This window comes from Rhodanobacter sp. MP7CTX1, assembly GCF_014205795.1.
Lineage (GTDB): Bacteria > Pseudomonadota > Gammaproteobacteria > Xanthomonadales > Rhodanobacteraceae > Rhodanobacter.
In genome coordinates this window covers 85,418-110,074 of record NZ_JACHCN010000005.1, presented here as the reverse complement: position 1 = coordinate 110,074, position 24,657 = coordinate 85,418, and the positions used below count along the sequence as shown (strand labels likewise).

General features: G+C 63.0%; 20 protein-coding genes and 1 riboswitch. Of the genes, 5 read left to right on the top strand and 15 right to left on the bottom strand.

Translation table 11 applies throughout. The annotated features are described in order from the left end of the window. Positions 1-3: 3 nt before the first annotated feature. The 7 genes from HDE77_RS08710 to HDE77_RS08680 all read right to left on the bottom strand — a co-directional run bounded on the left by HDE77_RS08710 (position 4) and on the right by HDE77_RS08680 (position 7,739). Complete coding sequence (locus tag HDE77_RS08710; protein WP_184416785.1) at positions 4-366, bottom strand: response regulator; 363 nt, start codon at positions 364-366, stop codon at positions 4-6. Further along, positions 366-3,935, bottom strand: coding sequence for a chemotaxis protein CheB (locus HDE77_RS08705; RefSeq protein ID WP_184416784.1), 3,570 nt, complete (start codon positions 3,933-3,935; stop codon positions 366-368). The genes HDE77_RS08710 and HDE77_RS08705 overlap by 1 nt, the downstream gene beginning before the upstream one ends. Before the next feature lie 194 nt (positions 3,936-4,129). Then, a complete protein-coding gene (locus HDE77_RS08700; RefSeq protein WP_184416783.1) occupies positions 4,130-4,804 on the bottom strand; it encodes a M24 family metallopeptidase in 675 nt (224 codons plus the stop codon). Between the two features lie 48 nt (positions 4,805-4,852). Continuing rightward, positions 4,853-5,209, bottom strand: coding sequence for a DUF1304 domain-containing protein (locus tag HDE77_RS08695; RefSeq protein WP_184416782.1), 357 nt, complete (start codon positions 5,207-5,209; stop codon positions 4,853-4,855). Between the two features lie 203 nt (positions 5,210-5,412). Then, positions 5,413-5,757, bottom strand: a complete 345-nt coding sequence (locus HDE77_RS08690; RefSeq protein ID WP_255482614.1) for an RcnB family protein — start codon at positions 5,755-5,757, stop codon at positions 5,413-5,415. Positions 5,758-5,934: 177 nt separating this feature from the next. Further along, complete coding sequence (locus HDE77_RS08685; RefSeq protein ID WP_184416781.1) at positions 5,935-6,660, bottom strand: 2OG-Fe dioxygenase family protein; 726 nt, start codon at positions 6,658-6,660, stop codon at positions 5,935-5,937. Between the two features lie 62 nt (positions 6,661-6,722). Beyond that, complete coding sequence (locus HDE77_RS08680) at positions 6,723-7,739, bottom strand: cysteine synthase A (RefSeq protein ID WP_184416780.1); 1,017 nt, start codon at positions 7,737-7,739, stop codon at positions 6,723-6,725. A 174-nt stretch (positions 7,740-7,913) separates the two neighbouring features. Then, positions 7,914-8,031, top strand: a riboswitch (SAM riboswitch). Between the two features lie 88 nt (positions 8,032-8,119). On the opposite strand from HDE77_RS08680, the gene HDE77_RS08675 reads away from it, so the two are divergent. From HDE77_RS08675 to HDE77_RS08665, 3 genes are all read left to right on the top strand, one after another. Further along, entirely contained in the window at positions 8,120-9,190 is a 1,071-nt protein-coding gene (locus HDE77_RS08675; RefSeq protein ID WP_184416779.1) for a homoserine O-succinyltransferase, read from the top strand. A 104-nt stretch (positions 9,191-9,294) separates the two neighbouring features. Next, entirely contained in the window at positions 9,295-10,491 is a 1,197-nt protein-coding gene (gene metB / locus HDE77_RS08670; RefSeq protein WP_184416778.1) for a cystathionine gamma-synthase, read from the top strand. Continuing rightward, positions 10,488-11,612 (top strand): homoserine dehydrogenase, encoded by a 1,125-nt coding sequence (locus tag HDE77_RS08665; protein ID WP_184416777.1) that lies wholly within the window; start codon positions 10,488-10,490, stop codon positions 11,610-11,612. Before metB ends, HDE77_RS08665 begins: the two co-directional genes overlap by 4 nt. Positions 11,613-11,830: 218 nt before the next feature. Here HDE77_RS08665 and HDE77_RS08660 read toward each other — a convergent pair whose 3' ends face one another. From HDE77_RS08660 to HDE77_RS08650, 3 genes are all read right to left on the bottom strand, one after another. Next, positions 11,831-12,529: a CDGSH iron-sulfur domain-containing protein gene (locus HDE77_RS08660; protein WP_184416776.1), complete on the bottom strand. Its 699-nt coding sequence runs from the start codon at positions 12,527-12,529 to the stop codon at positions 11,831-11,833. A 311-nt stretch (positions 12,530-12,840) separates the two neighbouring features. Further along, positions 12,841-14,505, bottom strand: a complete 1,665-nt coding sequence (locus HDE77_RS08655; RefSeq protein ID WP_184416775.1) for an APC family permease — start codon at positions 14,503-14,505, stop codon at positions 12,841-12,843. A gap of 238 nt (positions 14,506-14,743) precedes the next feature. Then, a complete protein-coding gene (locus tag HDE77_RS08650) occupies positions 14,744-16,126 on the bottom strand; it encodes an L-serine ammonia-lyase (RefSeq protein WP_184416774.1) in 1,383 nt (460 codons plus the stop codon). A gap of 77 nt (positions 16,127-16,203) precedes the next feature. On the opposite strand from HDE77_RS08650, the gene HDE77_RS08645 reads away from it, so the two are divergent. Beyond that, positions 16,204-16,431 (top strand): glutaredoxin family protein, encoded by a 228-nt coding sequence (locus HDE77_RS08645; protein WP_184416773.1) that lies wholly within the window; start codon positions 16,204-16,206, stop codon positions 16,429-16,431. Positions 16,432-16,591: 160 nt separating this feature from the next. On the opposite strand, the gene HDE77_RS08640 is transcribed toward HDE77_RS08645, so the two are convergent. Genes HDE77_RS08640 through HDE77_RS08630 form a run of 3 tightly spaced genes read right to left on the bottom strand, consistent with a single transcriptional unit; the run spans position 16,592 to position 18,365 of the window. Continuing rightward, entirely contained in the window at positions 16,592-17,140 is a 549-nt protein-coding gene (locus tag HDE77_RS08640) for a YceI family protein (protein ID WP_184416772.1), read from the bottom strand. Beyond that, the gene (locus HDE77_RS08635) at positions 17,140-17,718 is read right to left on the bottom strand and encodes a cytochrome b (protein ID WP_184416771.1); all 579 of its coding nucleotides are present in this window, start codon (positions 17,716-17,718) and stop codon (positions 17,140-17,142) included. Before HDE77_RS08635 ends, HDE77_RS08640 begins: the two co-directional genes overlap by 1 nt. Beyond that, positions 17,715-18,365, bottom strand: a complete 651-nt coding sequence (locus tag HDE77_RS08630; protein WP_184416770.1) for a YceI family protein — start codon at positions 18,363-18,365, stop codon at positions 17,715-17,717. Before HDE77_RS08630 ends, HDE77_RS08635 begins: the two co-directional genes overlap by 4 nt. A gap of 417 nt (positions 18,366-18,782) precedes the next feature. Between HDE77_RS08630 and HDE77_RS08625 the strand changes: the two genes are divergently transcribed. Next, the gene (locus tag HDE77_RS08625; protein ID WP_184416769.1) at positions 18,783-22,391 is read left to right on the top strand and encodes a hybrid sensor histidine kinase/response regulator; all 3,609 of its coding nucleotides are present in this window, start codon (positions 18,783-18,785) and stop codon (positions 22,389-22,391) included. A gap of 88 nt (positions 22,392-22,479) precedes the next feature. Here the strand turns inward: HDE77_RS08625 and HDE77_RS08620 are convergent, their stop codons facing one another. Together HDE77_RS08620 and HDE77_RS08615 are read right to left on the bottom strand one after the other, a co-directional pair. Beyond that, positions 22,480-22,905, bottom strand: coding sequence for a DNA polymerase III subunit chi (locus tag HDE77_RS08620; RefSeq protein WP_184416768.1), 426 nt, complete (start codon positions 22,903-22,905; stop codon positions 22,480-22,482). Between the two features lie 173 nt (positions 22,906-23,078). After that, positions 23,079-24,569 (bottom strand): leucyl aminopeptidase, encoded by a 1,491-nt coding sequence (locus tag HDE77_RS08615; protein WP_184416767.1) that lies wholly within the window; start codon positions 24,567-24,569, stop codon positions 23,079-23,081. Between the last annotated feature and the right edge of the window lie 88 nt (positions 24,570-24,657).

Sequence of the window (24,657 nt, the reverse complement as noted above, 5' to 3'; positions counted from 1 at the left end):
CACTCAGGCGGCGCGCAGCGCGTTCAAGGCCGCATCCAGTTGGCGGGCATCGTAGGGCTTCTGCAGGATTTTCTCGGTGCGCCAGGCTTCGGGCAGGTCGTCGTCGCCGTAGCCGGAGGAAAATACAAACGGAATACCGCGGCGGCGCAGCACCAGGGCAGCGGGAAAGCTGACTTCGCCGGCCAGATTGATGTCGAGAATCGCCAGGTCGATCGGCGCGGACTCGGCCAGTTCCAGGCATTTGGCCAGACGTGCGGCCTTGAGTACGCGGTATCCCGAGGCGTTGAGTCGATCTTCCAGCATCATCGCCAGCAGCATTTCATCTTCAGCGAGCAAGATGCAGGGTGAATTCCTGTCGGTGTTCATCAGGAAGTTACCTCGTCGAGTGGTACATCGATGGTGCAGATAACGCCGCTGCTGGGAAATTCGTGTGTCACCTCACCATCCAGTTCGTAGGGCACGCCCTCTTCGATCAGGCGTGAGCCGAAGCCGCGGCGCGTGGGCGGCTCGACGGCGGGGCCGCCGGTTTCCGTCCACGCCAGGTACAGCCAGAGACGTTGGTCCCTGATGCGTGTTGTCCACGTGACGGTTACCTGTCCTACGGGAGTCGATAGCGAGCCGTATTTGCCGGCATTGGTGGCCAGCTCATGCAAGGCCATGCTCAATGCCAGCGCCTGCTTTGGCTGCAGGTTGAGCTCGTCGCCTTGCAGGCGTACGCGCGCATCATTCACGCGTGCGTCGGTGTCCTGTCGGTACGGTGCCAGTTCGTTGTTGATGATGCCGCTGAGTGGCGCGCCGGTCCAGGCATCCTTCGCGAGTAGATTGTGGGTGTGCGACAGGGCCAGCAGCCGTGCCAGAAAGCTTTCCTTGAAAGCTTCCAGATCCGGCGCATTGACCACGGTCTGATGGGCAATCGCCTGCACGGTGGCAAGCGTGTTCTTCACGCGGTGATTGAGCTCGGCCAGCATCAGTTCGGTGTGTCGTGCGGCGCGAACGCGTTCGGTGATGTCGCGCGCGATGAGCTTGCCGGCGAGCAGTGTGCCATCGAAGTCCCACACCGGTGAGTAGTTGAGGGACAGCGGCACTGATTCACCGTTGGGTCGCACCCAGGTCATTTCGAACTCGGCCAGTCGCAGGGAGCGCTCGTGGCTGACGAAAAACTTTTTCGTATCTTCAGACGGATTGGGCGGCAGCAGCAAGCTGAGCGGCTTGCCCACTACGTCCGCCGCTGGCATGCCGAATATGCGCTCGGCGCTGGCATTCCAGCTGGTGATCCGCTCGTCCAGCGAGAATCCAAAGATGGCGTCCCGCGAGGAGTTCACGATGGCCGCCAGACGGGCGTGCTCACTATTTAGCCGCTGGATCTCGGTGATGTCGACGAAGGTCAGCACGACGCCGTCGATGAGGTTGTTGATCGTCAGGTAGGGTCGCATGCGCAGCAGGTACGTCGGCGCGTCGCCTTTACCGCGCAGCGTGCGTTCGGCAACTGCCAGGTCGCGCAGCACCCGCGCCACGTCCTCTCTCAGCTCCGGGTAGTTGATGCGAGGCGAGATCTCGTTGATCGGGCGACCCTTGTCACCATCACGCAAGTGAAACAGGTCGGTCATGGCCGGCGTGTAGCTGCGAATGAGCAAGTCCCGGTCGAGGAAAAGAGTCGCAATGTGCGTGCTGTCCAGCAGGTTGCGGATGTCACTATTGACCCGGTTCAATGCCTCGTTCTTGCTGGCGAGTTCCGCGTTGACCGTCTGCAGTTCCTCGTTGATCGACTGCATCTCTTCCGTAGAAGTCTCCAGCTCCTCATTGGCAGACTGCAGCTCCTCGTTGACCGACTGGTATTCCTCGTTCGCCGATTTCAGTTCTTCGCTGGCCGTTTCGTGCAGATCGACGGCGGTATGCAGCTGTACGCGGGTCCCGCGCAACTCTTCCTCAAGCGCCTGGATTCGCCCGAGCTCGTTGTCGGGGGTGCCATCCGGTGCTGGCTCGGTTGCGTGCGGCGCAGGCTCAAGCTCGTGGAAAGCCACCACGCACATCTCGACCCTGCCGTCGTCTTCGGGCAGCGGCTCCACGATCAGGCGCAGCGTCCGCTGATGCCCATTCAACAGGAAGGTCAGTCCCTCGCGAATCACCCGCTTGCCGCTGGCGAATGCCTGCAGTACCGCCGCACGTACGGCGCCGCGCAATGGCTTGTCGAGCAGTTGGAAAAGGTTGAGGCTGGCGGTACCCGATGACGGCGCGAGATAGCGTCCGGTGTCGCCGCCAAAACGCAGCACGTCGTGGCTTGCATTGATCACCGCGTACGCGGGTGACCACTGCTCCAGGGCCTGACGCGCGTGCTGGTCGATCAGATCCTCGACGTGTCGTGGCGCATTGTGCTCCGCGTGTTCGGTGTTGTTGGCCGGGCGAGGTTGAGCACCGAGAAAACCTCGCGGGCGAGGGTGTACGTCGTCGCGGCGAACGTACAGTCGCTGTTTTTTGTCCAGTTCGGTAAACAGGCGGGCATTCTTCGCCAACCGCTCGGACGTACCCAGCAGCAGGAACCCGCGAGGTCGCAACGCGTAGTGGAACGATTGCACCAGGCGTTCCTGCAGATCGTTGTTCAGATAGATCAGCAGATTGCGGCAGGAGACCAGATCCATGCGTGAAAACGGCGGGTCCTTGATCACACTGTGAGGCGAGAAGATGCACATCTCGCGGATCTGCTTGGTCACGCAGTAGTCGTCGCGATCCTTGCTGAACCAGCGCTCCAGGCGCTCGGGAGAAATGCCAATCAGCGGAGAGCGAAAGCGCCCGGCACGTGCCGCACCGATGGCCTGATCGTCGATATCGGTAGCAAAGATCTTCACCTTCAGGCCGCGCTGCGAACCCATCGCCTCGCGCAACAGGATCGCGATGGAGTAAGCCTCTTCGCCGGTGGCGCAGCCAGGTACCCAGACCCGCAGCACGTCGGCGCTGGTCTTGTCGGCAAGCAACGCGGGGATCGCGATGGTTCGCAGTGTTTCAAAGGCAACCGGGTCGCGGAAGAACTCCGTCACTCCAATCAGGAATTCGCGGAACAATAGCTCGGCTTCGTTCGGATGCTGGCGCAGGTGGTCGATGTAGTCCGTAACGTTCTCAGCCTGTACCACCAGCATGCGGCGCTGGATACGCCGCAGCAGGGTCTTTTCCTTGTACTGGCTGAAGTCGTGACCGATTTCCGTATGCAGCAATTCGCAGATGGTTTTCAGGTGCGCAGCGACATCACCGCGCAGGCCATCGGAACCCTTTTGCTGTTGCGCGGCGTGCATCTGCTTTTGATAGGCGAGCAGTCGCGCAGGCATGTCGACCACCGGCAGCACGGCGTCGACCAGGCCGGTGGCCACGGCACTCGCCGGCATGCCGGTCATTGCCTCGTGGTCAAAGCCCGATTGCGCCAGCGCCAGTCCACCGTGATCCTTGACCGCGCGCAGTCCCTGCGCACCGTCACTGCCGGTGCCGGCGAGCACCACGCATACGGCGCGGTCACCTTGATCCTCGGCCAGCGAAGTGAAAAACGTATTGATCGGCCAGCGATGCTCCCGCGGCGGTGCCGGCTTGTGCACCTGCAGGACGCCATCGGAGATGGTCAAGGTGGCATTCGGAGGAATCACATAGACATGCCGTGGCTCGACCCGCATGCCGTGCGTGGCTTCAAGCACCGGCATGACGGTGCTGCGGCCGACCAGCTCGGCCAGCAGGCTATGGTGATCCGGCGCCAGGTGCTGCACCAGTACGAAGGCCAGCTCGCCATCGGCGGGCATGTGCGTGAAGAATGCCTTGAACGCTTCCAGCCCCCCGGCCGAGGCGCCGATGCCCACGATCATGACATTGGCTGACGGTCGCTTTCGGGCTTTCGCCTGCGAGCCGTCCCTGCCGGCGATGGCGGCAGTGGTTGGCGCTGGATCTATTCGTGACGGCATGCGGCGCTGCCTTGATTCCAAGCAAACCTGGATGGACCCGCAGCATAGCGCAGCGGGTCGTTCACCTTGAGTGATTGCCGAGCTTGCACAACTGCCACGTTGCTCGCGCGTTGCAGTGCGCTTGGTTGCGCACGTGTTGTGGGTGATCGAGCCGACACACTTCGATCAGCGCCCTCGCACGCATCAGAGACTGGTCAGCGTGCCGGCGCGTCCGTCAGCAGATCCTCGTAGAACGCCCCGAACGGTTCGGTTGGATGGGCGATCTGGATTTCCAGAATCCACAGTCCGCCCGATGGCGTGGCCTCCAGATCGCCGAGGTCGCCGGCCTTGTGGATCGAGTGCGGAAAGTCGCAGACCCGGTGTCCCTTGATCTCGTGATTGAGCCGCCAGCCCATCGCCTTGGCTCGCTCGTCGGCAAATGCATACAACGCCTGACCGCTCAGCCCCTGCATGCGCCAGGCCTGGGCTACCTCATGGAACAGTGCGCGGGCTGCATTGGCGCAGGCCTGCTGCTCCGGTGCATGACCGACCACGAACGTATCGCCGACATCGCCTTCGTGACCGTCGAACACCAGCCCGATGTCGATGAAGTAACTGTCGTTCTCACCCAGTCGAACGCCGGAATCGGAGCGTTGCCGGTAGGTCTTGGTGGTGTTCGACCCGATCCGGATGTAGGTCGGATGCCACAGCCGCTCGAAGCCGAGTTCGCGGAATACCTCCGCCGCCTCGACCTTGGCCTCGTCTTCGCTGATGCCGGGATGCATGCGCTCGCGGATGCCGTGCAATGCAGCCCATGCAAGTTCGCGCGCACGCTGCATCAAGGTGGGGTCAAACCGGGGGCCGACGGTTTCGCGATGTGTCGTTGTCATGAGTGTCTTGATAGCAGTGAGTGACACGTCGAGTGGGCGACTCGATGATCAGGCCAGCAGCATCAGGACCAGTCCGATCGCTGCCGGCAGCGCCTGGATCCAGAGAATCTTCCGGCTCGCCGTCAGCCCACCGAAGATGCCGGCCACCAGCACACAGCCAAGGAAGAACAGCTTCACACTGAAGCCCACACTGCCGAGACTCAGGCCCCAGACCAGCCCGGCGGCGAGGAAGCCATTGTAGAGGCCCTGGTTGGCGGCCAGTGCTTTCGATTGTTCGGCGAACTCCGCGGTGAGGCCGAACGCACGGCGACCCGCCGGTTTGGTCCACAGGAACATTTCCAACACCAGGAACCAAAGGTGCAGCAGGGCGATCAGGGCGATCACGATGTTTGCGGCGATTGACATGGCGGCTCCCCTTGGCTGGTTGATCCGTGCCGCTCGATGCCCGCAGCTGCGTGCCGGCAGTGTCGCAGCCGGCTCGGTTCATCGCAAATCCCGAGCGCAGGGGGAGGTTGAGATATTCAAAGCGGCGACAAAAAACGGACCCATGGAGGCCATGAGTCCGTTTGTGTTGCTACGGTGGGAAGCTGTGTTCCCAACCGACCAACTTAATGTTGGGGGTTCTGGATGATCTTGGTGATCACGCCAGTGTTTTCATCAACCAGCAGGAAATCGCCATTGTCGCCGCGGACCCAGTGTGAGCCAGTGCTCGGATCATTCAAGTGCTCGGTCTGCCAGTGAGTTACCACATAGCGATTGTCGCGATATTCCGTTGGTACCACGCCACCCTGCTTGTACCAGACTGCATTAGCGCCGTCGACGTGCTCCACGGTCGTGGTCGTCTTGGTCGTCTGAACGGTGGCATCGCCGCTCGGCGGATAGGACTGTGCAAAGACTGCTGCCGAGGACAACAACAGCGCGGTACTCATAGCAAGAATCAGTTTTGTCTTCATGAAGTGTGTCCTTATCTCGTATGCCAAATGCTTGGCGGAACTGCAGGTCAAGGGCCGCAAAAAAATCGCGCGCACTTTTCCCGAGGCGAGACCGTGCAGGGCACGGCTACTACGAGGACAGCTTCGCAAGCTGCAAGCCTTCTGCATGTGAATTTACTGACATTGCGTCGTTCACATCTAAGCGGCGCGAAAGGTCACAACCAACACATCGCGATGAGCAGGTTGCAGCGGATCGATGGGGGTTACCGCGGTGACCCCATGGTAGACGCGCGCGTCGTCGACCAGGGCGGCATCGAGTGCGCGAGTAAGTGTGAAGCTGCCCAGCAGGCAGCCATCGTGTGCGTGGATGGTGGTCGTGCCGCTCTCGATATTCTCGCGGTCGATCATCAATACCAATACGAAGTCGACGCCGTCGCGGTGTACGCCTTCAGGCGTCGGTTCGCCAGGCTCACCGACGCGGGCCTCGATGCGGAACTGGTGCATCTCGACATGCCAGTGCTGCGTCGAAGGTGCCATGGCACCGAACAATTGCCGACAGAAATCGATGATGACGCGCACGCTGGCGCCGTCGGCGATCGCTGGTCGGATCGGTCGGAACCAGCGCTGAATGTCTCCCTGCAGGGCATTGTGCTGCAGGCTCTGAAAATGTGGCTGATGTGATTCGCGGCGCACCTCGCCGCTCGCTGCGACCGAATACGTCGCGTGGCGGCGGCGTCGATGACGACCGCGCAGCGCGAGGTAGGTGTCTGGTGCAAGATCGTTCCAGCTGGCCGCGAACGCCGTCCAGTCGTTCAAACTCTGTGGCTCGCCGAGCAGTTGGCGCATGGTCTCGGCAGTTACGAAGGCAAAGCCGTCGCGCTGTAGCTTGGAGTGCAGGGGCGACGTGTCGGGATGGGGGCTCATGGGGTTACGTTAGCAGGAGCAGTGGACGAAGACAGGGCTGCATCGGGACGGCTCGGTGCGGCTCACCCCGGAAACGCCAGCGCGAGCCAGGACGGCACCGGGATACCCTTTTCGCGCAGGAACGCCGGATTGAACAGCTTGGCCTGATAACGCGTGCCGGCGTCGGCAAGCACCGTGACAATGGTGTGACCGGGGCCGAGGTTGCGTGCGAGGCGAATCGCCCCTGCAATGTTGACGCCGCTGGAGCCGCCCACGCACCAGCCCTCCTGATGCAGGAGCTGATGCGCCAGCGGCACCGACTCCTCATCGGAAATCGACCAGGCCAGGTCGATCGGTGCGCCGGCAAAATTCGCGGTGACCCGGCTCGAGCCGATGCCTTCGCTGATCGAGTTGCCGCTGGCAACCAGTTCCCCGGTATTGACGTAGCTGGCCAGTGCGGAGCCGGTGGGGTCGGCCAATGCGATGCGCACGCCTGGTTTGCGGGCCTTCAGTGCGCGACCCACGCCGGCCAGCGTGCCGCCGGTGCCGGCGGCGCAGACGAAGCCGTCGACCTGGCCGTCGGTCTGCTCCCAGATTTCCATGCCAGTGGTGGCCTCATGGAAGTCGCGGTTTGCGGTGTTGTCAAACTGGTTGGCGAACCATGCACTGCCAGCGTCGCTGGCGTTCAATGCCTCGGCATGGGCGCGCGCATGATGCGCATAGTGATTCGGGTCTTTATAAGGTACGGCAGGCACCAGCCGCACGTCGGCACCGGTGACGCGCAGCGCATCGATCTTTTCACCGCTTTGCGTTTCCGGCATGAAGATCACGGTGCGATAGCCGAGGCTGGCGCCGAGCAGCGCCAGCCCGATGCCGGTGTTGCCGGCCGTGCCTTCCACGATGGTGCCGCCGGGACGGATCAGGCCGCGTTGCTCGGCATCGCGCAGCAGGCCGAGGGCGGTTCGGTCCTTGATCGAGCCACCCGGATTCAGAAGCTCGGCCTTGGCCAATACCTCACAACCGGTCAATGCGGAAGCGTGTCGCAGCCGCAGCAGTGGTGTGTGGCCGATAGTGGCGGAAAGGTCGGGTTGGATGCTCATGGATAGGTGCTCGATGGAGAGCTGTGACGGGAAGTCTGGTCCCCTGCTGCCAGGCCGGATCAAGCATGCGACCAAGCCTGGAAAATGGCAAATCGCATATGCCAATAAACATATAAGCGTTTAGATGTTTAGACGTCTATTGACAAGATGCAGTCAGGCATTCAATATCCGCTTCACTCATCGAGACCGGCTGAGGGACAGGCCCTTTGAAGCCGGGGCAACCTGCGGAATGTTTCCGCAACGGTGCTAATTCCTGCGGAGGCGCTTTGCGGCGCCAACCGGAAGATGGGCGTCAGCCGTGTCACAGCAATCCGCTGTCGACATCGCGCATGGCGACCTTTCCGGTGCTTCGCAGGGCGATGCCGACCGGAGAGACTCCCATGACCTGCCTATCTGACATCAGCACCGCCGGCATCAGCACGTCCGAAACGGGCTCCCTTGCAGCAGCAAGCCCGTTTCCGCCAGATCGCGCCACACAGACAGCGGCGCTGCGCTCGCACTCGGATCTGACCGCCCAGCGGAGTACGCGGCGAGTGCTGCTCAACCCGAAATACGGCAGCGGCCCATGCGAGGTCGACGTGCGCTACCAGTGGTGCGGGGCGCCGGATGCACCGACGCTGATCGTGCAGGGTGGCATTTCGGCCGACCGCGATGTGGCCGCGCTGGATGACAACGCCGCTCCAGGTTGGTGGCAGGCCGTGGTAGGTGCCGGCGCCGCGATCGATCTGAATCGCTGGCGGGTGCTGGCCATCGACTGGTTGACGCCAGCAGAGCTGGGCGCCGGCGCGGTATCCAGCGAAGATCAGGCCGATGCGTTGAGCGCGCTGTTGCATGCGTTGGACATCCAGCAGGTGCATGCCTTTATCGGTTCCTCGTACGGCGCGATGGTGGCGCTGGCGTTTGCCGTTCGCCACCCGCGGCAGGTGGGCCGCCTGTTGCTGCTGGCTGGAGCGCACCGGGCCCACCCATTGGCGACCGCGCAGCGCAGCGTGCAGCGCGGCATCGTGCGGCTCGGGCAATCGACCGGTCAGGTCGATCAGGCGCTGGCACTGGCGCGTCAGCTGGCAATCACCACCTATCGTGGCAGCGGTGAATTCGCGCGGCGTTTTGCTGGCGGCCCGGAGTGGCGCGATGACCGCTTTCATTTCCCGGTGGAGGACTACCTTGAGCACGCGGGCCGTCGCTTCGTCGAACGTTTCGATGCGGATCGCTTCCTCGCCTTGTCCGAATCCATCGACCTGCACGACGTGACGCCAGAGCAGGTGTCGACGCCGGCCACGTTGATCGGCTTTCCCTCCGATCGGCTGGTGCCGCTTGCCGACCTGTGCGAACTGCAGCGTCGCCTGCATGGCCCCGCCACGCTGGAAGTGGTCGAGTCACCGTATGGCCACGACGCCTTCCTGAAAGAACCCGAGCAGCTCGCGCCGCTGCTGCGCGAAGCGCTGCGCTGAACCTGTGGGAGCGACTTCTTGGATAACTCGATGGAGCATCGCCACTGAAGTCGCTCCCACAAGATCCTTTGTACATCGACACATCGAATGACCTGGAGATTGAAATGAGCGAGTCCGCCCCCTGTACACGCGCCGTACGCGCCGGCATCGAGAGCGATACCCAGCACGGTGCCGTGGTGCCGCCGCTACACCTGTCGAGCAACTACAGCTTCGAAGGGCTGGGCAGCAAGCGCGCTTATGACTACTCGCGCAGTGGCAACCCGACCCGCGACCTGCTCGGCAACGCGCTGGCGGAACTGGAGCAGGGTGCCGGTGCAGTGGTGACCTCCAGCGGCATGTCGGCGGTGGCACTGGCGCTGGAGTTGGTGCCGGCGGGATCGAAGATCCTTGCCGCCCACGACTGCTACGGTGGCACCTGGCGCCTACTTGACGCGTGGGCGAAGAAGGGTCGTTTCAGCGTCGAGTTCGCCGATCTCACCGACAGCGTGGCGCTTGCCGCAGGTCTGGCGCAGCGGCCCTCGCTGGTATGGGTGGAGACGCCATCCAATCCGCTGCTGCGCATCACCGATATTCGGCACGTGGCGCAGGCAGCGCACGCGGTGGGTGCGCTGGTGGTGGTGGACAACACGTTTCTGTCGCCGGCGCTGCAGCAACCATTGCTGTTGGGCGCGGACGTGGTGGTGCATTCCACGACGAAGTACATCAACGGACATAGTGACGTGGTCGGTGGCGCGGTGGTGGCGCGCGAGGCCGCAGTATTTGAGCAGCTGAAGTGGTGGGCCAACTGCAATGGCCTCACGGGCGCACCGTTCGACAGCTATCTCACCTTGCGCGGTCTGCGTACCCTGAGTGTGCGCCTGCGCCAGCACCAGGAAAATGCCGAGCGCATCGCCAGCCGTCTGGACGGCCATCCGGCCGTGCGGAAAGTGTATTACCCCGGTCTCGCCAACCATGCCGGGCACGGGCTGGCATCGCGACAGCAGCAGGGCTTCGGCGCCATGCTCAGTTTTGAACTGGATGGCGAGCTCGAACAGATCGCCGCGTTCGTCGATGGCTTGCAGTACTTTTCTCTGGCCGAATCGCTGGGCGGCGTGGAAAGCCTGATCGCGCATCCGGCCACGATGACGCATTCATCGATGGCCGTGGAGGCACGCCGTACTGCCGGCATCGCCGATAGCCTGCTGCGCTTGTCCGTGGGTATCGAGGACGGCGACGATCTTTTGCGTGATCTCGATGCGGCACTGTTGCGTGCGGCCGCTAGCGCAGACAAGGGCAAGTCCAAACGCCGGGTGCTTGCATGAGCGCGGTTGCGGTGGAAGCGGTCGCGGTCGCGAATGGCCGGGATGGTGCGCTGGCGAAACTTGCGACTCGCGCTACCGCCGCCAGCACTGCCAGCGTCGCGATCGTCCTGCTTGGTACCGGTGTGGTCGGTGGAGCGCTGCTGAAACTTCTGAACACACCGGCTGCCGCCAGCGTGCGCTTGGTCGGAGCGGCGAATTCGCGTCGGCAGCAGACCGCTGCCGTCGATCTCGCCAGTCGCAGTCTGCGTGAGCAGCTGAACAGTCAGGGTGACGCGCGCGACGACGCTGCCCTGCTTGCCGCGCTGGACGCCAGCGATGCCACGGCCAAGGTGATCGTCGATGCTACGGCTAGCGCGGACCTGGCCTCGCGCCACGCCGAATGGCTGGTGCTTGGCTATCACGTGGTCACCGCGAACAAGGCATTGGCAGGCGGCGAGCTGCCTGGCTGGCGAGCGTTGCAGGCTGCGCTGGCGAATGGTGGCCGTTACGGCGACTCCGCTACCGTCGGCGCCGGCTTGCCTGTGCTGTCTACGCTGCGTCGCTTGCGTGGCTGCGGCGATGCGTTGCTCACGCTGGAAGGCGTGTTTTCCGGCTCGCTGTCGTGGCTTTTCAATCAGTACGACGGCATCCGTCCGTTCTCCGAACTGCTGCGCGAGGCGCGTCGACTGGGCTATACCGAGCCTGATCCACGCTCCGACCTTTCCGGCGAAGACGTCGCCCGCAAGCTGCTGATCATCGCCCGCAATGCCGGCTTCACGCTCGGCACGGACGAGGTGGACGTGCAGGGTCTGGTACCCGAGTCGCTGCGCGCGCTGGACACCGAGTCCTTTCTCGCCCGCCTGGATGAGCTGGACGAGCCGCTCGCCCAACGGCATGCCGAGGCGAAGTCGCGTGGCTGCGTGCTGCGTTTCCTGGCTCGTCTCAATCAGCGCGGCCGTGCTCGCGTCGGCCTGGTCGAAGTGCCGCAGACTCATCCGGCCGCGCGCCTCTACGGCACCGACAACCAGTTCGCGCTCACTACCACCCGCTACAACACCCAGCCGTTGGTGATTCAAGGGCCGGGTGCCGGGCCCGATGTGACGGCACAGGCGTTGCTGGGTGATCTGCTTGCGCTGGGCTGAGCGCGCCTTCGAAGGTTGGGCTGAGCGAAGCGATGCCCAACCCGGTGCTGCGGGAACGTTGGGCTTCGCTGGCGCTCACCCCAACCTACATCCTGACGGGTGAGTGCCTTCGAAGGTTGGGCTGAGCGAAGCGATGCCCAACATGGTGCTTGCGGGAACGTTGGGTTTCGCTTCGCGCAGCCCAGCCTACGATCCCGAATGTCCCTTGAGGTACTTGCTCACTGGCTGTCGCTGAATCCGATCGATGCATGCGCCCCGTCACAGAAAGGCTTGTTTTTCGACGCGCCACAACGGCAGAGCGTCACGCGGTTGCGTATTTCGTATTCGAAACCATCCGCCCCGATCACCTGCACGCCACCGCGCAACCAGATCGGTCCGGAGCAACGCTGGGCAGGGTCTTCGATCAGGCCGATCGATGGCGCAAACGCGGGTTCGATCGGTTTGCCGGTCGCATTGTCCCAAGCCACCAGCCGCCCTGACGGACACGCGCAAGTCTGGCTGACGAACTGTTTGGTTGCCGTGGGTTCGTCCGTTTCGTTGACGAGATTCCACACCTGGCCATGTGGATCGCAAAAGCGCGCGAACGCGCACAGGCTTTCGACGTCGGTCAACGACATTGTCGGGCCCCGTATGACCTCGGCCTGCTCGATATAGGGTTTGCGACTCGCGGTTTCGGTGCCGTCAAAGCCGACCTTTGCATGTGAGCCATCGCAGAATGGCTTGGTCGCGCTGTGGCCGCAGCGACACAATGCGTATTGCGCTTTCGCTGGATATTCTTGCCCCGGTTGCCATTTTATCGACTCTTCGGCGTCGTTCGTGCCGATGATCTCCTTGCGCAAGGGCAGCTCGCCGGAGACGAGATAGGGTCCGTCTTTCGAAATTCGGACTTTGGCGTCGACAGGTTTCTGGGTATTCATCTAAAGGTTCCTTCCTTGCTTGAGTAACGTGCCTTGCTTGACCAACGTGAAAGCTCCGTTCCAAGCGGCGAATGTACAACTCTCGGCGCTCAGCGCGCGTTAATGCGCCGGCGGCGGTTTGATGCCGGTGGCGCAGGCATGCCCGACATCGGACCCGAGATGAAGTTGGGCTTGGCTGGCGCTCACTCCAACCTTCGGTCTTGGCGCTGACGTGAGCTCTCCCAGGTTGAGGTGACCGCAGCGATGCCCAACGTGCAAAAAAAACGCGCGGTTATTCGCCGCGCGTTCTTGGGGGATTGCTTGACCGAGGCTCAATGGCCGGTGATGCGCTCTGCCGTCTCTTCATCCGGCGGCACCAGCGGCGCCAGTGGATCAGCTTGCGCTGCCAATTGCGCCGCTTCGACCGACGGAGTGCGCCAGCCGGATTTCACGCCCCAGACGTAGAACACCAGGCCGATCAACGCGACCACGGCCAGGTCCATGCCATAGGGCAGATAACCGTGGCCACCGAACGTGGTGCTGCCGGCCCATGACACGAAGGCCAGTATCGGCAGGTAAAACACCAGCCACCATGCGCCCTTCATCTGACGCCCGAAATCGTGCCAGCCGATCTTGGCCTGGTAGTACAGGTACACCGGCAGTGCCACCACCATCAGCAGGATGATCTCGCCGGTCAGCGGCCACCTGGCCCAGTACAGCAGCTCGGTCGCCATGATGAACGCGATGCCGGCGAGAATCGGCAGGCCGGTGATGCGCAAGGGTCGATGCAGTTCGGTCGCGGTACGGCGCAGCGTCATCACGCTGACCGGGCCGGTGAGATAGGAAATGATCGTTGCCACCGAGATCACCGCCGCCAGCGTGCCCCAGCCGCGGAAGAAGAACAGGAACAGGAACGACACCACGAGATTCGTCCACATCGCCGGGCGCGGCACGCCCCACTTCGGATGCACGTTGCCGAGGATTTTCGGCAGTGTGCCATTGCGCTCCATGCCGTAGAGCATCCGCGCGGTGGTGGCGGTGTAGGTCATGCCAGTGCCGCTGGGGCTGATGAACGCATCGGCGTACAGCAGGATCGCCAGCCAGTGCAGGTTGACGATGATCGCCAATTCCGCGAACGGCGAGCTGAAATCAATACCGTGCCAACCGGCCTTGGCCAGCATGTCCGGAGGCACGGCGCCGATATAGGCGACTTGCAGGATCACGTAGACCACGGTAGCGATGGCAATCGAGCCGATGATCGCGAATGGAATGCTCTTGCCGGGATTGCGCGCCTCACCGGCCAGATTCACCGGACTTTGGAAGCCGTTGAAGCTGAACACGATGCCGGCGGTAGCTACAGCCGTAAGAATGGCCGCGAAATCTGTGGTGTGTGAACCACCGTGGATACCGACGGAGAAGTTTTCGCTATGAAAGCCGCTGGCGATCAGCGCGAGGCCGGTGGCAGCCGGCACCACCAGCTTGAACACCGTGATCGCGGCGTTGGAATGCGCGAATAGTTTCACGCTCCAGAAGTTCACCAGGAAATAGATGACCACCAGCACTGCCGCGATCATCAGGCCCGCATGGCTGAGCTCGCCCTGGCCACCTGGCATATGCATGTACAGGTCTTTCGCCCACTGCCATTTCCAGCTGGACATGTACTGCACCGACGCCTCGGCCTCGACCGGAGTCGCCGAGGCAATCGCGATCCAGTTCGCCCAGGCGGCGATGAAGCCGACCAGCGAGCCGTGCGAGTAATGGCCGTAACGCACCATGCCGCCCGATTCGGGAAACATCGCGCCGAGCTCGGCATAGGTCAATGCGATCGTCATGATGATCGCCGCGCCCAGCACCCACGCCCATACCGCGCCGGGGCCAGCCAGACCGGCGGCTTTCCACGCGCCAAACAGCCAGCCAGAACCAATGATCGAGCCCAGGCCAGTGAGCATCAGGGCAAACGGGCCAACGTCGCGGTGGAGGGGGCTGGATGAGGACATTCGGATTCCGTGGGATCGATAGGCCGCCCCTAGGCGACCACAGGGGTTGGATGATGGCAGACCCGTCGGCGGCCTGTCAGCCTCCGAGGGGCGCCTGCTCTCCCCATCGGGGAGAGGACTGAAGTGAGGGACGGGTGCTCGCGGTGAAGTAGGAAAAGGCGGCAGCCAAGGTCAGACGCAACCGCAGGATTGCCCCTCACCCCAACCCTCTCCCCTTGGGGGAGAGGGGGCAGAAGCATCAGCACTCGATGACGTTTACCGCGAGTCCGCCGCGCGAGGTTTCCTTGTACTTGTCTTTCATGTCGCGGCCGGTGTCGCGCATGGTCTTGATCACCTTGTCGAGCGAGACGCGATGCTTGCCGTCACTCTTCAGTGCCATGCGGCTGGCGTTGATTGCCTTCACCGAGCCCATCGCATTGCGTTCGATGCACGGGATCTGTACCAGACCGCCGATCGGATCGCAGGTGAGGCCGAGATTGTGTTCCATGCCGATCTCGGCGGCGTTCTCCACCTGCAAGACCGTCCCGCCCAGTGCGGCGGTGAGACCGCCGGCGGCCATCGAGCAGGCCACGCCGACTTCGCCTTGGCAGCCGACTTCGGCGCCGGAGATCGAAGCGTTCTCCTTGTACAGAATGCCGATCGCGGCGGCGGTGAGCAGGAACTCGATCACGCCGTCATCGTTCGCCTTCGGGCAGAAGCGCTGGTAGTAGTGCAGCACTGCCGGGACGATGCCTGCCGCGCCATTGGTCGGCGCGGTGACCACGCGACCGCCGGCGGCGTTCTCTTCGTTCACCGCGAGTGCGTAGAGGTTCACCCAGTCCAGGATGGTCAGCGGATCCCTCAGTGCGGCTTCCGGCTGGTTGCGCAATTCATCGGCCATCGCCGGTGCGCGACGCTTGACCTTCAATCCGCCGGGCAGCACACCGGGCGATCTCAGGCCACGGTTGACGCAATCCTGCATCGCCTTCCAGATGGTCAGCAGGCCGTCGCGGATCTCGCTCTCGCTGCGCCAGACTGTTTCGTTCGCCATCGTCAACTGGGCGATGGTCAGGTGGTGTTCCTTGCACAGCGCGAGCATCTGATCGCCGGTGGAAAACGGGTAGGGTTGTTCGGTGGTATCGGCGACGATACGGTCTTCGGCCGCTTCATCGGTATTCACCACGAAACCGCCGCCGACCGAGTAGTAATCACGGCTGGCCAATTCGTTGCCGTCGGCGTCGTAGGCGCTGAAGCGCATGCCGTTGGTATGAAACGGCAGCTTCTGACGCTTGTTGAAGATGAGGTCGCGCTTTTCGTCGAACTCGATCTCGTGCTTACCGAGCACACGCAGACGCTGAGTGCCGCGGATGCGTTCGAGTACCTGAGGAATCTGATCCGGATCGACGGTGTCCGGATGCTCGCCTTCCAACCCAAGCAGCACGGCCTTGTCGGTGCCGTGGCCGCGACCGGTCATCGCCAGCGAGCCATACAGCTCGGCGCGCACTCGGCTTACCTTGTCGAGTACGCCTTTTTCCTCCAGCCAGCGTTCGGCGAAGCGGGCGGCTGCGCGCATCGGCCCCACCGTGTGCGAGGAAGAGGGGCCGATGCCAATCTTGAACAGGTCAAATACGCTGACAGCCATGGTTGTACTGCTGATCTATGGAGTGAACCGGCTATTCTACGCGGCGTACCCGTCTTTGGCAGTCCATTCGCAACCGCATGTCCGATCTGATCCTGTACCAGCGCGATTACTGCCACCTGTGTGACCTCGCACTGGCCGTGCTGGCCGAGGCCCGCACGCCGGATTTCGACAGCGTATGGGTCGACGATAGCGACGAGCTTGAGCAGCGCTACGGCACGCGGGTGCCGGTGTTGCGCAATGAGACCAGCGGTCGCGAGCTGGATTGGCCATTCGATGTGGCAGCCGTGCGCGAATTTCTGCTGTAGAAGCGCACCTGTATTTGTGGGAGCGACTTCAGTCGCGATGCTCTTTCCACCATCTGCGCCAGAGCATCGCGACTGAAGTCGCTCCCACAACAACGTGCGTGTCTACGCGTGGCGTGACTTCAGACGTTTAGCGTTTTGGTCGCCATCGTGTGGCAACCGATTATTTCGCGGCGAGTTGCAGGTGCGCGGCAATTTTCACGTCCGCACCAATGACAGAAGTGTCAGCGTAATCGCCGCCGCCCACGCCAAAGTCCAGCCGCTTCACGCTACCGCTCACGTCCATCGTGGCACCGGTACCCTGGGGTTTGAATGTGACCATCAGGCTTACCGGCTTGGTCACGCCGCGCAAGGTCAGGTTGCCGTCGGCAATCACCTGCGCACCGTTCTGGCGAAAGCCGGTGCTGACGAAATGCGCGGTGGGAAACTTCCCGACGTTGAAGAAATCTGCGCCAGGCAAGGCTTTTTCCTGATCCTTGTCGCCGGTCTGGGCACTGGCCGGCGTCACCGTAACATCGAATTTCGATGTTGCGAGGTGGGCGGGGTCATAACTGATAGCCGCAGTCCACTGGTTGAAACTGCCTGTGAATGCGGAGCCCTGGAACGTGTCGCTGAAGCTGAGCTTGCTGGCAGCCGCTTGCACGGCGTAGTCGGCGGCGATGCCGGCAACGGGAAGGGCGAACATGCCCAGAAGCAACGCAAGACGTTTCATCAGGAATTTCCTCGGGGAGTGGAGTCGTTGTGTGGACGGCTAAATGGCAGCATCCGGCGCAGCACGTTGTCGCGATCAAACACATGGTGTTTCAGCGCAGCTCCGACATGCGCCACCAGCACCAGTATTAAAAACCAGAAAAGGTACTCATGCAGGCCCTGCGCGAAATGCGTCAGGTCATCGTTCTTCGCCGCCAGCGCGGGCACGTTGAACAGCTTGAACCATTGCAGTGGTTTGCCAGTGACCGAGTTGAACCACCAGCCGCTGAGCGGAATCGCTGCAATCAGCAGGTACAGCACGCCGTGCGTGAGATGTGCAGCGAGCTGCTGCCAGCGCGGGGCGGGCTCTTCGGGGGGGCGACGATCGCCCAAGCGCCAGAGCACACGCAACAGGAAGAGCGCGAGCACGGTCAGGCCGATCGATTTGTGCAACGCGAGCCAGTTGATCTTCTGCATCGGCGAACTTGCCTCATCCATCAGCAGTCCGAAAGTGCCGTTGCCGAGGATGGCCAGCGCGATGATCCAATGGAAGGTCTTGGCGACCGAACCCCATTGGCGGTCATTGCTGCGCAGACTCATGGTTGTTCCTTTGAAGGTGGGCTGGCTGAAGATTGACTGGTCGAAGGCTGGCCGGCATGGTCGTCGCGGATTGCCTCAAGCTCCAGCCACACGTTCACATCGTGACCGATCGAATCGCGATTGGCGGTGATACCGAACGCGTTGCGATCCAGTGTGGCGGTTGCCGAGAAGCCGGCGACGGTGTGCAGGCCGTAGATTGTCTTCGCCGCGCGGTTGAACGTGAACGGTACGCTCAGTGGCTGGGTGATACCGCGCATGGTCAGCTGACCGTGCAGAACGCCGTGACGGTCGTCCTTGCGTTCGACGCTGGTACTGACGAAGTGCGCATAGCGGTTGTGTGCGCAATCGAGCAATGCCGGTTTGCAAACGGCTGCATTCCAGGCCGCATCACCCATGTCCAGGCCCGATAGATCGATATCCAGTTCGGTGGCTGCCGTCGTCCAGTTGTCCGGATCGAAACGCAGCCAGCCCTTGGCAAGATGCAGCCGTCCAAACGGACGCGAGTAGCCATCGTGATCGATGCTGAAGAGGATCTGGCTGTGCACGGTGTCATAGCCATAGCTCGCGCTCGCGGCGTGCACCGGCGTAAACGGCAGCAGGATCGCGGTGAGCCACAGCAACCAGCTGATTGGACAGGAGCGCAACATATGCGGAAGTCTCGCCGATCCCGAACGGGCGCGCCAGCTGTCCGCTGCGGAACGGATTGTTTCGCTGGCGCGCACCTTGCAATTGGCCCCTTCAATGTGTCGTTGATGATTCATTGCGTTCACTCCATGCATCGGTGGTGAGTGTCGTTAGCTGCCGCAGCCGTTGCCTGCATGGGCGGCAATTCCTGCAGGCGGGCGCCCCATCGTTCTGATCGAGCGCCTTCACCTGCGGCGAGTGGGGCAGCGCCGCAGCGGCAAGCGCGGTAAACGGCAAGCGCGGGCCGCGGGACATTCGTGCATGCCCGTGCGCCGCCCCATTCGAAAAAGTTCCGGCCGAAAAGCTACCGGCACCAGATTACCGTGCTCGCCGCATCGGCCCGGTTTTGGCATGATGGATCGGGGTGAGGGGATCTGCGCATGTTTGTATCGTTCGTGCTGAACGTAGTTTTGGCGGTCTCTTCATTGGCGCCGGTGGCGAACGGTGGCGACACCGTCAATGCTGCGGCGACGGCATCGAAGGTCGGATCGGTGCCCATGGCGACCCCCCAGTTCCGTCGTTACGGTGTGGCCGATGGTTTACCCGACGGAACGATTTACGCGGTGGCACAGGACCACAATGGCCTGATGTGGTTTGGCGCGGCCGGCGGCTTGGTGCGCTATGACGGCGTCGGCTTCAAAGTCTTCCGACATGCCGTCGACGATCCGCTGTCGATACCTGAAGGTGCTGTGTATTGCCTGTTTGTCGACCGCGACAACCGCATCTGGAGCGGGGGCATTTCAAACGGGCTGATCGCTCGTGATCCGTCGAGCGGCCGCTTCCGGCACTGGGAGCATGACGACACAAACCCAGCCAGTCTCGCCAGCAATGAAGTGTGGAGCATCGCGCAAACCCCTGACGGCCAACTATGGGTCGCATCGCAGGGTGGCCTGGACCGCATGCGTGCCGATGGAACCGGCTTCGATCACCTTTCGCCGGATGTGGATGGAACGCATCCCGCGTCGTATGGCCCCACGCGCGCACTGCTTGCCGAGGCGGATGGCCGGCTGTGGATCGGTGCAGAGAGTGGTCTGTACCTGCGCCGGGCCGATGGCTCGATACATCGCGTGCCGGTGGATCCTGCGTTCCATGGCGATCTGGGCAAGATCTGGCACATCGATGGCGACCACGGCGAAGTCCGGGTAGCGGTTACGGGTGGATTGCTGATCATCGGTGCGGACGGTGTGGCGCGCCCACTTGCAAACCAGCAACTGTCATCGCTGCGCGTCCTGAGCAGCACGCGTGACGCGCAGCGGCGGTTGTGGATCGGCGATGTTGATGGACTACTGCTGGATGAAGGTGACGGACAACTGCAATCGATCACCGGACAGCCGTTGCTGCCGGGCGGCTTGCCCGGTAACAAGACATGGCAGACCGCGCTCGATCGCGAAGGTGGTTTCTGGGTAACCTTCGACGATTCCAGCATTGCCTACTTGCCACCAGGCTGGAACGGATTCACGCGCTTTACCCATATCCCGGACGACCCCGGCAGCCTTTCCAATATTGCGGCGTCGACGATACTCATGAGTCGCGACGGCAAGCTGTGGGTCGGTGGCGAGAATGGCTGGATCGACAAGCTGGATGTGAATACCGGCCGCGCCCAGCATGTCGTGCAGGGAAACCGTGAGCAGATCGTGGCGCTGGCGGAGGACGCGCGTCGCCGTCTGTGGATCGCCGTTCCCGGAGCGCTCCATGTGTTCGGCCGCGGCAAGCTCATCGACATCAAGCCAGGCAACGCGCACATGACACGCCCCGTGCTCTTGTCCGGCGCTGACGACGGGAAGGTATTTGTCGCATCCTGGGGCGAGGGTGTATTCGCGATTGACCCGGACAGCCTGCGCGTGACGCCCGTGCCGTTGGAGCCGGTGTCACCGGATAGAGGGGCGGGCGATACCCTGCTCCCGGATCAGCTCACCTTTCACCGGGGCAGCCTCTGGTATGCGAGCGCGGGCGGCTTGATGCGCTGGGACGACAAGGCCCGCAAGCTGGCTTTCGTGCAAGGCGTGCCGCGCCAGGAAATCCTGATCTTTGCATTCGATGCCACCGGTTTCTGGGTGGCCACCCGCGCTGCGTTCGAGCACTACAGATACGCCGACGATCGTGCCGTGCGCGACGACAGCATCGACATCAGCCATGAAGAGTTCGCGTCCGACTTGAGCGACTTGCAGGTCGATCGGGAAGGTCAGCTATGGGTGTTCGCCAATCCCGGCTTGTGGAGACTTGATGCACACACGCGCCGCTTCATCTCGTTTGGCCCTTCGCAAGGCCTTTCGTATGCGGATTTCAGCGGCGGCGCGACCGCCGCGGCCCCGAATGGAATCCTGTTTGGCGCCAACGGCGGTGGCGTCGTTGCGTTCCAGCCGGAGCGACTCCTGCAATCGAACGACCCGACTCCTTCACCGCCGTCGCTGACCTTGATGCATCTGAGCGTGCAACAGGACGGCAAGACGCATGACCTGCCCGCGGACAGCAAGATCGTGTCCCTGGGCTGGCGTGATCGTGATCTGCATGTTGATGTACGTGCGGCTTCATTCATCAATCCCGCCGTCAATCATTACCGCTACCGCCTGGATGGTTTCGATACCGAGTGGGTCGATGTGGACAACCGCGGCGAGCGGGACTTCGCCGGATTGCCTGCCGGTGATTACAAGCTGAAAGTGATGGGAGCCGGAGCGGGAGATGTATGGGGTCAGCTGGTCACGCCGCTGACGATCCGGGTGCAGGCGCCGCCATGGCAGCGCTGGTGGGCCTGGCTGGTGTATGCGCTGTTGGTGGTGGCCATCGGCGGGCTGCTCTTGCGCAACTGGCGTCGGCGTCTGGCGCAACGGCACCGCATCCAGCTGGCAGAGCAGCAGCGGCAGATGGCCGAAGCGGCCAGCGCGGCGAAGACGCAGTTCCTGGCCACGCTGAGCCACGAGATCCGCACGCCGATGACCGGTGTGATGGGCATGGCCGAGTTGTTGCTGAGCACACCGCTCAACCCGCAGCAGCACGACTACACGATGGCCATGCAGCGCTCCGGCGGGATGCTGCTGAAGTTGCTCAACGACGCGCTGGATCTGGCCCGGATCGAGGCCGGCCGGCTGGAACTGGAGCCGGCGCCGTTCGACCCGCGTCAGCTGGTCGACGATGTCGCCCAGCTTGAACAGGGGCTTGCATATGCCAAGGGCCTTCACTTCGTGCTGGATCTGGCCGACGACCTGCCCGAGCGGGTGGTTGGCGATGCGGTGCGGATCAAGCAGGTGCTGTTGAACCTCGCCAACAATGCGTTGAAGTTCACCGAGCGGGGCAGCGTGACGCTGCGCGTGCGACGGATCAGCAACGGTTTGCTGTTCAGTGTCAGCGATACCGGCCCCGGCATTCCCGAGGCGAGCCAGATGCGCCTGTTCCAGCGCTTCGAACAGGAGGAGGGCCCACAGCGACGTGCCGGCAGTGGATTGGGGTTGGCAATCTGCCGTGAGCTGGTGGACATGATGGGCGGCAGCATCGAGCTCGAGTCGCGACTGGCGCATGGCAGCACGTTCCATGTACGGCTGCCGTTGCCCGAGCCGCCGCAAGCATCGCCGTCGCCAGCGACAGACACTGACCCGGCCCGGGTCTATCGCTTGCTACTGGTCGAAGACGACACAATTGTCGCCGCCGTCATCCGGGGTTTGCTGGAGCAACAGGGACATACGGTCTGCCACGTTGCCAATGGGTTGGCTGCGATGGCCGAGCTGGGACACGGCAGATTCGATGCCGTGCTGCTGGATCTCGATTTGCCCGGGGTTGACGGCTTCCAGATAGCCCGGTTGATACGCCAGCGCGAGCATGCCGGGCAGCGCATGCCGATCGTGGCTGTGACTGCACGTTCCGGCAGTGCGGACGAGGCGCGTGCGCGTGCGGCGGGCATGGATGGTTTTCTGCGCAAGCCGCTCAGCGGCGAGCAGCTGGCCAGCGCGCTGGCGTCGATCGCGGCTGCGCCCTCGGCCGAGATGGGGGTGCGGTAGAGCATCGCGACTGAAGTCGCTCCCACAAGAGCCTGCTAACCCTCGTGCCCCTGTGGGAGCGACTTCAGTCGCGATGCTTCACCACGAACTACATATCGTTCTTGTGCAGTTCAAAACCGAGCCGCTGGTATTCGCGCCAGCGCGTGCGTGAACCGTCGCGCTCGGCGGGCTCCGCGGCTACCACTTCGAGCACGCGCTGGTACTGACCAACGGGGCAACTTTCGCGCAGGTTGATCACCAGCGGACGATCTTCGGTGTCGATGCCCGGCGGCACGATCAGTACGGCGGTGTCCGCGTCGTCGTCGTCGCCGGCCAGCTGATGCGGAATCAGCGCGTCGTCGTCAAACGCCCACAGCAGTTCATCCAGCGCTTCGGCCTGTGCGTAGTCGCGGCAAAGGATCAACGCGGGCTGCTGCGTGGCGAATGCCTTCTTCGCCAGCTCGCACACCAGCAGCAAGGGCTGCTCGCGAAAGCGTGGCTTGCTGTCGATCAAGTAGAAGTCGGCGCGTGGCATGAAAAGGCTCGGTAGGTTGGGGTGAGCGAGCGATACCCAACGTGGTGGTGTGCGTTGTTGGGTTATACGCAACGATCGATCAACGCGTAGGTTGGGGTGAGCGTAGCGATGCCCAACAATGCCGCATACCCACGTTGGGCATCGCTACGCTCAACCCACCTACGTGTCTGGGATTACGCGCAGCGATCGATCAGCCACTGTGCCAGCAGCGAGACGGGGCGGCCGGTGGCCAGGCCCTTGCGGCCTTCGTCCCATGCGGTGCCGGCGATGTCCAGGTGCGCCCAGCGCTGGCCCTCGGTAAAGCGCGACAGGAAACAGGCGGCGGTGATCGCACCGGCACTCTTGCCACCAATGTTCGCGATGTCGGCAAAACCGGAATCGAGCTGTGCCTGATAGTCGTCCCACAGCGGCAGGCGCCACGCACGGTCGAGCGTTTCGTCGCCCGCGGCGAGCAACTCGGCGGCGAGGTCGTCATGCTTGCTCATCAGGCCGGTGGCATGCTTGCCCAGCGCGATAACGCAGGCGCCGGTGAGCGTGGCGGCATCGATGATGGTGTGCGGCTGGAACGTCTGCGCGGTGTAGGTCAGCGCGTCGCACAGGATCAGCCGGCCCTCGGCGTCGGTGTTGAGCACTTCGATGGTCAGGCCGGACAGACTCGTCACCACGTCGCTGGGGCGGTAGCTGTCGCCGTCCGGCATGTTTTCCACGGTCGGCACCACGCAGACCAGGTTGAGCTTGAGCTTCATCTTGACCGCGGCGATGAAGCCGCCGATCACGCCGGCGGCGCCACCCATGTCGAACTTCATTTCTTCCATGCCCGCGCCCGGCTTCAGGCTGATGCCGCCGGAATCGAACGTGACGCCCTTGCCGACGAACGCGTACGGCTTGTCGCCGTCGTTGCCGCCCTTGTATTCGAGCACCACCAGCTTAGGCTTGTTGACCGAGCCGCGGGCGACGGCCAGCAGCGAACCGAAGCCGAGCTTTTCCATTTCGACATGGTCAAGCACGTTGCAGCTGACTTTGTCGTCCTGCCCGTCGGCGAACGCCTTGGCCTGGTCTGCGATGTAGGCGGGGTTGCAGATGTTCGGCGGCAGGTTGGCCAGCTCGCGTGCGAAACGCACGCCTTCGGCAATCGCGATGGCCTGATCCAGCCGGGCTTGCGAGTTGCTGTCGCCGGCGAAGGCGAGGGTGGCCAGCTCCGGCTGCGCGCTCTTTTCGCGCGGCTTGAAGGTGGCCGTGTAACGGTAGCTCGCGTGATCGGCGGCCAGCACGGCCGTGCGTACGCGCCAAGCGGCGTCGCGACCCGGCACGTCGATTTCGGACAGGTAGGAGACCGCGCTGTCGATCGGCAGACGGCCGAGTGCACGCACTGCCTCGATGTTGACCTTCTGATAGCGCGCGGCGTCGAACGATTTCTGGGTACCCAGGCCGACCACCAGCACGCGGCGTGCCTTGACACCGTGGGGGGCGAACAGCACGGTGCTGGAACCGGCTTTGCCGCTGATGTCGCCACTTTCCACCTGGCGCTTGATGGCGCCGTCAGCGGCGCTGTCCACGCGGGCAGCGGCACTGCTGAAGACGCCGCCTTCGTAGATGCCGACCACCACGCAGGCAGTGTCGATCGTTTCGGGGGCGGCGGTGGCTAGGCTGAACTGAAGCGTCATCGATGGTCGTCCTACGGGAAGCCGGCGTGCGCCGGACAGGCTAGAATCGGGGTTTGCCGGCCGGTTGCGGCACGACACTGGGCTTTTC

Excerpts from the sequence above, each read along its gene's own strand:
- HDE77_RS08710 (WP_184416785.1), bottom strand. The coding sequence starts at position 366 with ATGAACACCGACAGGAATTCACCCTGCATCTTGCTCGCTGAAGATGAA.
- HDE77_RS08705 (WP_184416784.1), bottom strand. The coding sequence starts at position 3,935 with ATGCCGTCACGAATAGATCCAGCGCCAACCACTGCCGCCATCGCCGGC.
- HDE77_RS08700 (WP_184416783.1), bottom strand. The coding sequence starts at position 4,804 with ATGACAACGACACATCGCGAAACCGTCGGCCCCCGGTTTGACCCCACC.
- HDE77_RS08695 (WP_184416782.1), bottom strand. The coding sequence starts at position 5,209 with ATGTCAATCGCCGCAAACATCGTGATCGCCCTGATCGCCCTGCTGCAC.
- HDE77_RS08690 (WP_255482614.1), bottom strand. The coding sequence starts at position 5,757 with ATGAAGACAAAACTGATTCTTGCTATGAGTACCGCGCTGTTGTTGTCC.
- HDE77_RS08685 (WP_184416781.1), bottom strand. The coding sequence starts at position 6,660 with ATGAGCCCCCATCCCGACACGTCGCCCCTGCACTCCAAGCTACAGCGC.
- HDE77_RS08680 (WP_184416780.1), bottom strand. The coding sequence starts at position 7,739 with ATGAGCATCCAACCCGACCTTTCCGCCACTATCGGCCACACACCACTG.
- HDE77_RS08675 (WP_184416779.1), top strand. The coding sequence starts at position 8,120 with ATGACCTGCCTATCTGACATCAGCACCGCCGGCATCAGCACGTCCGAA.
- metB (WP_184416778.1), top strand. The coding sequence starts at position 9,295 with ATGAGCGAGTCCGCCCCCTGTACACGCGCCGTACGCGCCGGCATCGAG.
- HDE77_RS08665 (WP_184416777.1), top strand. The coding sequence starts at position 10,488 with ATGAGCGCGGTTGCGGTGGAAGCGGTCGCGGTCGCGAATGGCCGGGAT.
- HDE77_RS08660 (WP_184416776.1), bottom strand. The coding sequence starts at position 12,529 with ATGAATACCCAGAAACCTGTCGACGCCAAAGTCCGAATTTCGAAAGAC.
- HDE77_RS08655 (WP_184416775.1), bottom strand. The coding sequence starts at position 14,505 with ATGTCCTCATCCAGCCCCCTCCACCGCGACGTTGGCCCGTTTGCCCTG.
- HDE77_RS08650 (WP_184416774.1), bottom strand. The coding sequence starts at position 16,126 with ATGGCTGTCAGCGTATTTGACCTGTTCAAGATTGGCATCGGCCCCTCT.
- HDE77_RS08645 (WP_184416773.1), top strand. The coding sequence starts at position 16,204 with ATGTCCGATCTGATCCTGTACCAGCGCGATTACTGCCACCTGTGTGAC.
- HDE77_RS08640 (WP_184416772.1), bottom strand. The coding sequence starts at position 17,140 with ATGAAACGTCTTGCGTTGCTTCTGGGCATGTTCGCCCTTCCCGTTGCC.
- HDE77_RS08635 (WP_184416771.1), bottom strand. The coding sequence starts at position 17,718 with ATGAGTCTGCGCAGCAATGACCGCCAATGGGGTTCGGTCGCCAAGACC.
- HDE77_RS08630 (WP_184416770.1), bottom strand. The coding sequence starts at position 18,365 with ATGTTGCGCTCCTGTCCAATCAGCTGGTTGCTGTGGCTCACCGCGATC.
- HDE77_RS08625 (WP_184416769.1), top strand. The coding sequence starts at position 18,783 with ATGTTTGTATCGTTCGTGCTGAACGTAGTTTTGGCGGTCTCTTCATTG.
- HDE77_RS08620 (WP_184416768.1), bottom strand. The coding sequence starts at position 22,905 with ATGCCACGCGCCGACTTCTACTTGATCGACAGCAAGCCACGCTTTCGC.
- HDE77_RS08615 (WP_184416767.1), bottom strand. The coding sequence starts at position 24,569 with ATGACGCTTCAGTTCAGCCTAGCCACCGCCGCCCCCGAAACGATCGAC.